The organism is uncultured Aliiroseovarius sp. (assembly GCF_947492455.1).
Classification (GTDB): Bacteria; Pseudomonadota; Alphaproteobacteria; order Rhodobacterales; family Rhodobacteraceae; genus Aliiroseovarius.
Genome location: NZ_CANLNB010000005.1, coordinates 1 through 12,178 on the forward strand (window position 1 = coordinate 1; position 12,178 = coordinate 12,178).

Consider the following 12,178-nt stretch of genomic DNA (forward strand, 5'->3'; position numbering starts at 1 on the left):
ATAATCCCAAACGCATGCTCAATCCCATGCATCTGAAGCACTTTTACAAACGCTTCTTCCGTGGTCATCTTCATTGTTCTGATCCTTTTCTTAGGTGCTGCCAGCAGGTGACAGCATGAGTGTTTCTTGTGTCTGTTAAGGGGGCAATTACGCCCCTGAAAGTAGGGCCAATAAGGATTTCCATTTATATCCAGATTGGCGTGAGACGCAGGTGAGGTCACGCCATATGGCCTACACCTGCTGTTGCGATCCGATTACAGAACCTCGTCGTTGAGATAGTACCAAACATAGGCAAATCTCTGCCCCAGGCGGCGGAATGGGGTCAGCAAACCGTGGCTAGGCAAGGGCGACGTGAAGATCGGCAGGTCGAACGCCTTGTCCGATTTGTCGCCCGCAACCAGCTGGGCCATTCGGCGTCCGGCCTGAGCTGAATACATCACGCCATTTCCCCCATAACCCATTGCATAAAAGATTTTTTCTTCCGGGTTAGGTTGGAAGATACGGGGCATCATGTCGTGGCTTACATCCACCCATCCCCACCACGAGTAATCAAGGTTGATGTCTTCGAGCGCAGGGAACTTGCGGGCCAGTCCGGCTTTGAGAAGTGTAAGGTGCTTGTCGTTCTCGGCGTCGCGCCCCGTAACAGCACTGCGCGAGCCGATCTGCATCCGGTTGTCGGGCAGAAGGCGATAATAGTGGCGCAGAGTACGGGTATCCGTCAGAGGTGATTTCGTCTGAATTCCACACTCTTTCAACTCGCTTTCAGTCAGCGGGCGGGTGACCATGGAGTTGGACAGAATCGGCATCAGGCGATGCTTGGTTTTCTTGTTCAGGCCGGGGGGCGTATAGCCCGCCGTGGCCAGCGCCACGGACTTGGCGCGCACGATCCCACCCGGGGTGCGCAGGTGGTGTACGTCCCCTTTGGTTTCCCAGCCCATGACCGGGCTACCGGTATGGATCTTCACACCTAGACGACGGGCCATTTTCGCATACCCGAAGGCCAGCTTGCCCGCGTGGATGCAGGTTCCGTCGGGCTCCCACATGGCACCTGCGGCTTCCTGATCTTTCACGTGCTTTTCGTGCAGCTCTTCACGGCTGATCATGCGTGCGCCATAGCCGAAGGTTTCGTTCAGCAACGCGGCTTCCTTGGCCAGTTTCGGCATCACCTTTTCACGGTGCGCGATATAGTAGTGGCCACCTGTCTGCGGATCACAGTTAATGTCATCTTGCGCGATCAGGTCTTCGAACAGCTCGAACGCCTCGGCCACTTCGCGGTGCATGCCCTTGGCGACATCTACGCCCCAGCGCTGGATCCACTGCGACCGCTTCAGGCGACCGGACGAGATCTGCGCCTGACCGCCATTGCGGGTCGAGCACCCCCAGGACACGGTGTTGGCCTCGAGCACGACTGCTTGAATGCCGTATTCCTTGGCCAGATGGATCGCCGTGGACAGGCCGGTATAGCCCGAGCCGACAACGACGACATCCACATCCATATCCGACGAGACAGGCCCGTCATCTGCGGGCGGTTCGCCTGCGGTACCGATCCAATAGGTCGGCGCGTGGTCACGATTGTGGCCGGGACCCGCGTCGATGATCGGGTCGTATTTCGGGTCATAGCTGGACTTGGGCCAGTGACGGGGAAGGGTATGGTCAACCATGAGGGACACTCCCGAAACAGGGGTTGAAGAAAGAAAAATCCGGGCCGTTTTCAGGGCCCGGATGGTAGAGGCGATATTCGCGCTCCGGGCTTAGGCTTTGAACATGGGGCGCGTCTTTCGAAGCGCCTGTTTCACGATGATCTGACCGTCACGCAGGGTGAACAGGTCCGCCCCTTCAGCTTCGATCCGCATGCCGCCGGCATCGGTCCCCGAGAAGGTCCATTCGCTGACAGCACGGTCACCGTGTACAAAGTGCGAATGGTGATCCCAATGCGCGTCTTTCATCCCGGCCCATACGGCCGAGAACGCATTGGCAATGGCTTCAGCACCTTCGATCTTGTTGCCGTATTTCTCATCGCCAGCAACGGTGTAGAACACGCAATCATCAGCGAAGTGGGTCATCACCGCATCAACATCGTGCCGGTTGAACGCGTCAAAGGTATCGGCCAGATCTTGGGCCGTTAGGGTCTTGGTCATGGGTCAGGTCTTTCAGTCTTTAAGAGGCTCCTGATCGCCCAGATAAGGGACAATCAGGGTCGGGATATGGGATCGGCGCAGCACCCGCTTGGCCACTGTGCCAAGGAAAGTGTGCGAGAACCCGTGATCATGCGCGCCTAGGACAATCAGGTCACAGCCCATTTCCTTCGAGCGGCGCAGGATGACTTCGGCCGGGTGGCCATCGGTCACTTCCACGGAAGAGACGAGGTCGCGGATCTGGGCATCTTCGCCTTCGAAATTTGCCCAAAACCGCGCCTGCCGTTCGGCCAGAATTGTTTTCACCATGTCATGGCGACGTTTCTGAGCCGTCTTGCGGGTCTCTTCGTTCAGAACGAACATCTCGATTGCCACACGCGCCTCTTCGGACATCGGCTCATTCACGTGCAGGACATGAATTTCCGCGCCGGTTGCTTTTGCGATACACGCAGCGTGGCGAAGCGCATGGGGCGAGTTTTGCGACAGGTCCGTGGCAAAAAGGATATTGGTGATCAGTTTCTGCATGACGTTATCCTTTCATCAGTAGCCAAAGAGGCGCGGTAGCCAGAGCGAGAGCTCGGGGAAGAAGGCGATGATGAAGATCGCGATCGTGTTCACGGCAGCGAAGGGCAGCGCGCGGATCGAGATCTTTTCGATCGAGATGTTGGATATCCCTGATGCGATGAACAGGTTCTCGCCCAACGGAGGTGTCTGGAAGCCAATACCCAACGTACACACCATCACCACGCCAAAGTGGATCGGGTCGATGCCCACCGAATAGGCCACCGGCAGCATGACCGGCACCAGGATCAGGATGGTTGCCAAGGTCTCCATGAACATGCCCACGAAGAGCAGGAAGAAGATGATCAGCGCCCAGATGACATAGAGGTTGTCCGTGAAGCTAAGCATGTTGTCCGCGATGATCGCCGGGATCTTGTTTTCCACCAGCAGGCGGCCAAACACCGTTGCGGTGAACAGGATCAGCAGCACACGACCGGTCAGCCAAGTGGTGCTTTCCAGCGACTGGAACAGCGACGACCAGGTCAGCTCGCGATAGATGAACACGCCCACGACAAGGGTATAGAAGATCGCGACGATGGCGGCCTCGGTCGGGGTGAAGAAGCCGGAATAGATGCCGCCAAGGATCACCAGTGGGGCCATCAGCGACCAGAAGCCGCGATACATCTCGCACAGGACGCCGCGGGGCGACCAGCCCTCAGCCGAGCCTTTGAAGCCGCGCTTTTTCGACATGATATAGTTCATGACCAGAAGGCTTGAGGCGATCAGGAAGGCGGGCACGAACCCAGCAATGAACAGCTTCGAGATCGAGACCGACTGGAAGGTGCCGAATTTCTCGACCGCTTCGGGCGGGGGTGCCATACCAAGGGCAGCGATGCCGAAGATGACCATCGGGATCGAGGGCGGAATGATGATGCCAAGGCCACCGGACGATGCGGTGATGGCGGATGCGTATCCACGGCCATAGCCGCGTTCGATCATCGCGGGGATCATCAGCATGCCCACGGCAGCGGTGGTCGCTGGACCCGAGCCCGAGATCGCCCCGAAAAACAGACAGGCCATGACGGTCGCGGCCGAGATGCCGCCGGTAAACGGCCCGGCAAGGCTTTCCGCCACATTGATCAGTCGTTTCGAAATGCCAGCCGCTTCCATCAGCGCACCGGCCAGAATGAAGGCAGGCAGCGCCATCAGCGGGAAGGACCCGACCGAGGTGAAGGCGATCTGCACGAACTTGATCGGGTTTTCATCGAGATACAGGAACGAGATCAGCGACGAGACGCCCAGCGCCACGGTGATCGGAGCGCCCAGCAAAAGTAGCCCAAGAAACGACCCGAATAGGAGTGTAACGATTTGAGTTTCCATTGAATTTCCCCTTCGAACCGCCGTTAACGGCTTTCGTCCACGTCCGTCGCCCCACCGGTGCTCGCCTTGATCTCATCAAGGTCGATCTGGTCGGGGTCGGTGATGTCATCACCAAGGACGAGTTTCTTGTAATTCACCTGAAGGATGCGGATCGTCATCAGCGTGAAGGCGACCGGCAGAACCATGTAGATGTACTTCATCTCGATGCCCAAAGTCTGGGATTTCCAGAACTTGTTCATGCGGTTGAAGACGAAGTCGTAGGCCAGCCAGATGAAGTAGACGTTGAAGAAGATCCAGAAGAGGTCCGCGAAGGCCTCGATCCACTTGATGTAGCGGGCCGGTAGGAATTTGAACTGGAACGTGACCCGGTTATGCGCGCTTTTCAGGGCGGCGTAGCTGGCGCCAAAGAAGACGAACCAGACGAACATGTAGACCGAAAGCTCTTCGATCCAGCTGAAAGAATATCCAAAGAATTCGCGCGATACGATCTGCACGAACAGTAGTAAGACAAAGCCCGACAACAGAAAGCGGCAAATGATGCTTTCGATGTTGTCTAGAAATTTCCAGAACATTGCAGTCTCCTCCCGTGGTCGAAGAAGCGCCGTGGCGCTTCCTCGTTATCTTTTTTTCAGTGACACAGGGTGTGCTTACTGGACCGGGTCACGACCGATTTCGGCGAGGGCTGCGTTCAGCTTTTCGATGCCACCAACCGAGTCGTAGAACTTCGGCCATACGGCTTCGGTCGCCAGCTTGATGAACTCGGCTTCGCCATCTGCGGGGTCCGAGATCTCCATGCCGCGCTCTTGCAGGACTTCTTTGATCTTGGCTTCTTCGTCGCGCAGGTACTGTGCCGAGAACGCGGTCGCGGCTTCACCAGCGGCCAGAACGGCAGCCTGATCTTCGGCCGACATGTCTTGGAATACGGCTTCCGACACGATCAGCGGTTCGATCGAGAAGAGGTAGCGAAGGTTGGTGATGTATTTCTGAACTTCATCAAACTTCATGGCGTAGTTGGTGATGTAGGGGTTGTCCTGACCATCAACAACTTTGGTCTGCAGACCGGCGAAGGTTTCCGACCACGCCATCGGGGTCGGGTTCACGCCCCAGGACTGGTAGGTCGCGATCATGATTTCGTTCTTCGGCGTCCGGATAACCAGATCCGACAGGTCGGCCACGGTGGTCACCGGGTGCTTCGAGTTGGTCAGAACACGGAAGCCCGAATAGGCCCAGCCGATGATGCGGACGCCGGCGTCACGAATGGTGTTTTCGATCAGTTCCTGACCTACCGGGCCTTGGGTCAGCTTTTCAGCATCTTCCAGGCTCAGGATCATGTAGGGCAGCGTCAGCGTGCCAACGGTCGGCGAGAACGGGGTGACGTTGTTGATGGCCAGGATCGAGAAATCCAGCGTGCCGATCGCAGCGTCGTTCACGGTGTCTTGTTCCGAGCCCAGTTGTCCGTTCAGGAACAGGGATGCGGTGTGCTTGCCGCCGGTGTTTTCTTCCAGAGCAGCGACAAATGCTTTGCCCAGCGCTTCTTGCGTGCCGCCTGCGCCATCACCAACTGCGATCTTGAAGTCTTTGGCCTGGGCTGCACCAGTGGCCAGCAGAGCGGTGACAGATACGGCTGCGGTCAGGGTGCAGACTTTCTTGAAAAATGACATGGATGTCCTCCCGGTTTGTCATCTTGGATGATCGGGCGACTTCGGAACGCGCTCTCCTCATGCGCTTTCAATGATCCCGTTCGCCTCGGTGCAAAGAGGGTAGGTTGTCATTAACGTTTCAAAAATATAAACTTGTGCGCGCAAAGTTTCACATATTGCGAACATGGCTATGGCGCGGAATTCACTTGTTAATAATATCGGAGATGCAGATCTCAAGCTGCTGCGGATCTTCAAATCTGTGGTCGAAAGCGGTGGTTTGGCGGCTGCCGAGACCGAGTTGAACATCGGTCGATCCACAATTTCGAAGCATCTTTCCGACTTGGAACATCGGTTGGACCTGCGATTGTGTGATCGGGGGCCAGCCGGATTCGCGCTGACTGAGGACGGCGCAAAGGTTCTTGAAGCCGCTGACAGCCTGTTGGGCAGCGTCTCGGACTTCCGCGCCGAGGTGAATGAAATCAAGAAAAGACTGGTCGGCACCATCCGCATTGCGTTTTTCGATCAGTGTGCCTCGAACCCCGAGGTGAATCTGGCAAAGTCCATCGCGGCGTTTAACTTGGCTGCGCCGAATGTAGAAATCGACCTGTCGATCGAACCGCCGACCGCCATTGAAACCAAAGTCATCGGCGGAGAGCTGGATATCGGCATCATCGCACAGCACCGGCCCTCGCCCAGCCTGAACTATGTGCCGATCTATGGCGAGAACATGTATGTATATTGCGGCAGGGACCACGAGTTTTTCGAACGCAGTGATGCTGGGCTGTCATTGGCTGACGTGCGCCGGACCAACTATGCGGGCATCAGTGTGAACTCACCCAACCTGCATGTGGGGCAGAAACTTGGACTGCGTCGGTCTGCCAAAGTTCAAAGCGAACACGCTTTGTCCATATTGATCTTGTCTGGGCGCTATATTGGTTTCCTTCCAGATCACCTTGCCAGAATTTTCGAACAACGTGGAAGCATGAGGCCCATTCTACCCGACCAGCTTTACTATCGCACGACCTTCTGCGCGGTCACGCGGCGCAGGCCAAATCCCAACCGGATCACATCTCTCTTTATGCATACGCTGGAGCGGCAGCACGCAAAGTAGGCGGCCGACCTTGCCGGTCAATCGGCTGTCTTGCTGAACAGATATTTTCTGATGCGAGAGTAACCATAGCCGATGTGAATGCGCTGGACACAGCCGACGGCCATCATATCTCGTTCTATCAGTGCGTTCGGCAATGTCAGAGGAAACCAGCTTGAGGCGGGCAGGGCGCTGAACTAGCGTCCCGCCATGTCCAAACGCTCTCCCTTTCGCTACTTTAAAACCAGTCCAGAGATTATCCGCCTTGCGGTGATGATGTATGTCCGGTTTCCACTTTTACTGCGTAAAGCGGAGGACCTGCTGCACGAATGTGGCATCGATACTAGCCAAGAAACTGTCAGACATTGGTGTAACCGATTTGGGCCGTTGTTCGCTTCAGAGATCCGGCGAAAGAGAGTTCAGCAACTTCGATCTTTCTCGCGTTGGCGGTGGCACTTGGAGGAGGTCTTCGTGAAGATCAATGGAGAACGATACTGCCTCTGGCGGGCTATCGATCATGAAGGGGAAGTTCTGGAAAGCTTTGTCACGAAGCGCCGAGATAAGCGCGCAGCCCTTAAACTCTTGAAGAAAGAGATGAAGCGATACGGCCAACCCGAGCTTGTCGTCACTTATCGCCTAAGGTCCTACGGGGCCGCGATGCGGCAGATCAATAATGCGGAGAAGCAGGTAACGGGCAGCTATCTGAACAACCGGATCGAGAACTCACATCTTCCATTCCGACGACGAGAACGAGCGATGACGCGCTTTCGACGGATACGAAGTTTGCAAAAGTTCGTCGCCGTCCATTCTTCCGTTTTCAACCATTTCAATCACGAGCGTAGCCTCTCTAACAAAGACCGATCCAAGCTTAACCGAGCCGCCGCTTTCTCATAGTGGCTTGGTCTCTGCGCTGGTTAAAGGACAGTGACACTGCCTAGCTGAGACGAGTTAGAAATCGTCTGACGGCACAAAAGTCTGACACCACTATCTTATTTCCTGACCGGCAACAGACGCACAGTGCGTGGCATCTCGGACAGGATCTCGACACCGTCTTGATGCAGGAAGACGACGTCTTCTAGCCGGATCCCAAACTCGTCATTCAGGTAAATCCCCGGCTCGATCGAGAACACGTTTCCAACCCGCAAGGGCTCGGGATAGTTCGAGGCGATATATGGCGGTTCGTGCACGTCTACGCCCAGACCGTGGCCGGTGCGATGCAAAAATTCCGGGCCATGGCCTGCGTCCTCGATCACCTTGCGCGCGGCCTTATCAACGTCACTGCACAGGGTGCCAGGTCGGGCAGCCGATTGCGCGGTTTGGACAGCTCGTTCAACGATGTCAGCGATCTGAGTGAACCGAGCACTCGGCGTGTCGCCATACCAGGCACAGCGGGTCATATCCGACGGATACCCACGCAAACGGCACCCGGCATCAATCAGCACCGCCATATCGGGCATCAAGGTATCCGAACTGGTATGGTGGTGCGGATACGCGCTGTTCTTGCCAAATGCGACAATGCAAAAAGCCGCCTGCGCCCCGTTTGCCTTGTAGTGATCAACAATGATATCGCGCACGTCACGTTCGGTCATGCCCGTGCGCAGGGCGCTAAATGCGAGCTCAAAAGCAGCATCATTCAATAGGGCGCTGTCGCGCAACAGCTCACGTTCTTGGGCGTCTTTCTCGGCGCGCAGGAAACCAACCGTGTCCAGCGTGAAACGGTGCGTAGGCGCGTCGAGCTGGTCCAGAAGCAGGAACGAGAAATCCGTGCGCATCATCTCGTCCAGCACGATATTCAGGCCGGGGCGCAGCGCGTTTGCATCGGTCAAAAGCTGTGTCAGAGCCCCCTGTGGACCATCCGCGTCGCTCCATTCATAAAACGGCACATCCGCACATTGCGCGCGCGAAGCTTCGGCGTTCAACAGGGGCATCAGCACGCCAATGTGGTCAGGCGTGACAATCGCCATAACCGGGCGCTCATCCCCATGCGGGTTCAATCCCAGAAGCCATTGCATATGACTGCCCGGCCCAAGAGCAACCAGATCCGTGTTGGTGTCGGTCATGCGGTCGCGAAGTCGCGCTAACCTGTTTGCTACCAAATCAGACATAGAACCTCTCCTCGGTGGTGCTCTATCGCGGGTGGGATCAGCTGCGATGCCCCGGCAATCGGCTTTTTTGCTCGCCTTGCAAGACAACCAATGTTCCGGTCCACAGCATGCGGGCAGGAGCGTCGCCCAAAGTCTTCCACGAATGCGGCGTCATACCGTTGTAATGCAGGCTGTCGCCTTCGTTCAGGGTGAAGGCCTCGCCATCCAGGCTTTGTTCGATCGATCCGCTGAGGACATAGATGAATTCCTCGCCCTCATGCTGGAATGTCTCGGACTGAAAGCCCGGAGGGCAATGCATGATGAAGGCGGACAGTTCATGGCCCGGGAAATCTGCGCTCAGCGCCTCGTACGTCACGCTGCTTTCCGAGATCGAAAACTTGCGCCGCTGTTCGGCATAGGACACCGCGTCCCCCGGCTTGGGGCGGGTCACGAAGTAATCCAGCCCCAGATCAAGTGCGCGTGCAATCTGGGCTAAGGTCCCAAGCGACGGCGTCGCATTGCCCCGTTCGACCTGCGACAGATACCCAACCGACAGACCGGCCTTGTCGCACAGCTCTTTCAGGGTCAGCATGCGCTTCTTACGGCACTTGCGGATCAAGTTGCCCAGCTTGGCCCGTTCGAGTTGATCTGACGCCAAAACGCTACCCCCCTTTACGCTTGGTAAAGCCAAGGCCTACGCAGAAGGCCGGGGGTATGCAAGAGCACCGCACCCGTCAGCCCGACAACTGTGCCAATCGGGGCATAAGATCGAGCAATTGGGCGGTATATTCCTGCTCGGGTTTGGCAAACAGCGTTTCAGTGTCCTGCACCTCGATCAGCTGACCCTGCTTCATCACGCCCACGCGGTCGCACATCTGGCGCACAACCGGAAGGTCGTGGCTGATGAACAGCATGGTCAGGCCCAGATGCTCTTGTAGATCCTTCAGGATGTTCAGGATCTGCGCTTGAATGGACACGTCCAACGCGCTGGTAGGTTCATCGCAGATCAGGAAACGCGGCTGCGTTGCCAAGGCCCGCGCGATCGAGATGCGCTGCCGCTGCCCGCCGGAAAACTCGTGCGGGTACTTGGTGGCCGCCGCGCGCGTCAGGCCGACACGGTCCAATAGCTCATGCACGCGCCCAGTGATCTGATCAGGTGGCAAGATCTTGTGATGCAACAGCGGCTCGGCCACGATGCTTTCCACTTTCATGCGCGGGTTCAGACTGGAAAACGGATCCTGAAAGATCATCTGGATCTGCTTGCGATAGTTCGCAATGCCTTGCGCCGACATCTCGGTCACATCATCGCCGTCGAATTTGACGTGGCCACCGTCAACCGGCAACAGCGTACCGATCATGCGCGCGACCGTGGATTTTCCCGATCCGCTTTCCCCAACAAGACCGAATACCTCGCCATCCTTGATGTCGAAGGACACGTTATCCACGGCGGTGAAATACGTGCGTCGCGACGGCAGAATGGCGGACTTTTCAAGGAACTTCTTGGTGATGCCGTTGACCTCGACCAGCTTGCCGGACTTGGACGGCTCTGGCTTGTGCCAGTTGCGGGCAAGGTCTTCGATCTTGAAGGTGGTTTCGCGACCGCCATAACTGACCTGCGGGAAGCGATGCAGCTTGACCTGAGGACGCGGCACGGCCGAGATCAGCGACTTGGTATACTCGTGCTCGGGCGCACTCAGCACCTTGTCGGTCGGGCCGTTTTCTACGACTTCACCGGAATACATGACGGTGACCTGCTCGGTCGTGTCGGCAATGACGCCCATGTCGTGCGTCACAAGGATCACGCCCACCTGCGTCTCAGAGGCCAGTTCCTTGATCAGGTCCAGAACCTGCGCCTGAATGGACACATCCAGCGCCGTCGTTGGCTCGTCCGCCACGATGACCGATGGTTCCGAGCACAGGGCAAGCGCGATCACGACCCGCTGACGCATCCCGCCCGAGAACTGGTGCGGATACTGGTCAAAGCGCGTCTTTGGATCCGGGATCGACACCCGATCCAACAGGGCAAGCGCACGTTCCTTGGCCTCGGTAGCCGAGACCTTGAGATGCAGTTGAATGGTTTCGACCAGCTGTTCGCCGATGGTAAACAGCGGGTTCAGCGAGGTCAGGGGATCCTGAAAGATCATGCCGATCTCGCGTCCACGAATGGCGCGCTTTTCCTCGCGGCTCAAGTTGTCGATGCGACGTCCCTTCAACCAGATCTCGCCAGACGCCACGCGTGCTGGATCATCGAGCAGACCGATGACAGCATTGCCCGTCATCGACTTGCCAGCACCACTTTCGCCGACCACACCGCGAATTTCGCCGGGGTAGATGTCATAGCTGACATTCTGAACGGGTTTGAACAGCCCGCGGCGGGTGGGGATTTCAACCGTCAGGTTGCGGATGGAGAGTACGGGTTCGGTCATTTCAGCCTCGGGTTCAATACATCACGCAGCCAGTCGCCCAGCATGTTTACACTCAACGCAAGCGCCAGAAGGGTGCAGGCCGGGAAGAACAGGATCCACCACTCGCCCGAGAACAAATAGCCTTGGCCGATGCGGATCAGTGTGCCCAGCGAGGGTTGCGTGGGCGGTGCACCTACCCCAAGGAAACTCAGTGTTGCCTCGGCAATGATCGCCAGCGCGAGTGAGATGGTAGCAATCACCAATACCGGTGACAGGATGTTGGGCAGGATATGGCGCAGCATGATGGCGGACGGGCGGCGTCCGATCAGGCGCGCAGCAGACACGTAATCCTTGTTCTTTTCCACCAGCGTGGCCCCGCGCACGACGCGCGCAAACTGCACCCAGTCACTTAGACCAATGGCAAGGATCAGCACCCAGATCGCCATCTGGTCGCGGTGTTCCACCGGGGTGATCCCCTTGGCAATACCGAAGATCAGCATCGCAACAAGGATCGACGGGAAGGTCAGCTGCACGTCAGCGGCCCGCATGATGAAACTGTCGACCCAGCCGCCGAAATATCCAGCCAGAAGACCCAGAAGGATCCCCAGAACCACCGCGAACAGCACTGCGGCAAAGCCGACGAACAGCGAAATCCGCATGCCGTAAAGGATGGTCGAGAACACGTCCCGCCCTTGGTCATCGGTGCCCATCAGGAAGGTCTCGCCGGTAAAGGCGTTGGGCTCTGTCGGAGGTGTGAACCCGTTCATCAGGTTCAACGATGTGGGATCAAACGGGTTATAGGGGGCAATAAACGGTGCGAACACGGCTGACAGGATCAGCACGATCGACACGATAGCCGACACGATCGCAACAGGCGAGTGACGGAAGGCATAATAGAAGTCGCTGTCTAGCATACGACGCATCCGGGATGACGTCGCAGAGGGCG

12 protein-coding genes are annotated in these 12,178 nt (G+C 57.2%); 2 read left to right on the forward strand and 10 right to left on the reverse strand.

The window, feature by feature from the left end:
* Positions 1-254 precede the first annotated feature (254 nt).
* The 6 genes from Q0677_RS12940 to Q0677_RS12965 form a co-directional block, all read right to left on the reverse strand.
* A complete protein-coding gene (locus Q0677_RS12940; RefSeq protein ID WP_298910477.1) occupies positions 255-1,661 on the reverse strand; it encodes an FAD-binding oxidoreductase in 1,407 nt (468 codons plus the stop codon).
* Positions 1,662-1,751: 90 nt separating this feature from the next.
* Positions 1,752-2,138, reverse strand: coding sequence for a nuclear transport factor 2 family protein (locus Q0677_RS12945; RefSeq protein WP_298910479.1), 387 nt, complete (start codon positions 2,136-2,138; stop codon positions 1,752-1,754).
* Between the two features lie 12 nt (positions 2,139-2,150).
* Complete coding sequence (locus Q0677_RS12950; RefSeq protein WP_298910481.1) at positions 2,151-2,660, reverse strand: universal stress protein; 510 nt, start codon at positions 2,658-2,660, stop codon at positions 2,151-2,153.
* A gap of 15 nt (positions 2,661-2,675) precedes the next feature.
* A complete protein-coding gene (locus Q0677_RS12955) occupies positions 2,676-4,016 on the reverse strand; it encodes a TRAP transporter large permease (protein ID WP_298910483.1) in 1,341 nt (446 codons plus the stop codon).
* 23 nt (positions 4,017-4,039) lie between these two features.
* On the reverse strand, positions 4,040-4,588 hold the full coding sequence (locus Q0677_RS12960) for a TRAP transporter small permease (RefSeq protein ID WP_282181154.1): 549 nt from the start codon (positions 4,586-4,588) through the stop codon (positions 4,040-4,042).
* Positions 4,589-4,663: 75 nt separating this feature from the next.
* Entirely contained in the window at positions 4,664-5,677 is a 1,014-nt protein-coding gene (locus Q0677_RS12965) for a TRAP transporter substrate-binding protein (RefSeq protein WP_282181155.1), read from the reverse strand.
* Between the two features lie 169 nt (positions 5,678-5,846).
* On the opposite strand from Q0677_RS12965, the gene Q0677_RS12970 reads away from it, so the two are divergent.
* Together Q0677_RS12970 and Q0677_RS12975 are read left to right on the forward strand one after the other, a co-directional pair.
* The gene (locus Q0677_RS12970; RefSeq protein WP_298910488.1) at positions 5,847-6,767 is read left to right on the forward strand and encodes a LysR family transcriptional regulator; all 921 of its coding nucleotides are present in this window, start codon (positions 5,847-5,849) and stop codon (positions 6,765-6,767) included.
* A 186-nt stretch (positions 6,768-6,953) separates the two neighbouring features.
* Positions 6,954-7,637 carry an IS6 family transposase gene (locus tag Q0677_RS12975; protein WP_298910490.1) on the forward strand — a complete coding sequence of 228 codons (684 nt, stop codon included), beginning with the start codon at positions 6,954-6,956 and terminating at the stop codon, positions 7,635-7,637.
* Between the two features lie 95 nt (positions 7,638-7,732).
* On the opposite strand, the gene Q0677_RS12980 is transcribed toward Q0677_RS12975, so the two are convergent.
* The 4 genes from Q0677_RS12980 to Q0677_RS12995 all read right to left on the reverse strand — a co-directional run bounded on the left by Q0677_RS12980 (position 7,733) and on the right by Q0677_RS12995 (position 12,155).
* On the reverse strand, positions 7,733-8,848 hold the full coding sequence (locus Q0677_RS12980) for a M24 family metallopeptidase (protein WP_298910493.1): 1,116 nt from the start codon (positions 8,846-8,848) through the stop codon (positions 7,733-7,735).
* Between the two features lie 37 nt (positions 8,849-8,885).
* Positions 8,886-9,485 (reverse strand): XRE family transcriptional regulator, encoded by a 600-nt coding sequence (locus Q0677_RS12985; protein ID WP_298910496.1) that lies wholly within the window; start codon positions 9,483-9,485, stop codon positions 8,886-8,888.
* Between the two features lie 76 nt (positions 9,486-9,561).
* The gene (locus Q0677_RS12990; RefSeq protein WP_298910498.1) at positions 9,562-11,253 is read right to left on the reverse strand and encodes an ABC transporter ATP-binding protein; all 1,692 of its coding nucleotides are present in this window, start codon (positions 11,251-11,253) and stop codon (positions 9,562-9,564) included.
* Positions 11,250-12,155: an ABC transporter permease gene (locus tag Q0677_RS12995; RefSeq protein WP_298910501.1), complete on the reverse strand. Its 906-nt coding sequence runs from the start codon at positions 12,153-12,155 to the stop codon at positions 11,250-11,252. The genes Q0677_RS12990 and Q0677_RS12995 overlap by 4 nt, the downstream gene beginning before the upstream one ends.
* Positions 12,156-12,178 lie beyond the last annotated feature (23 nt).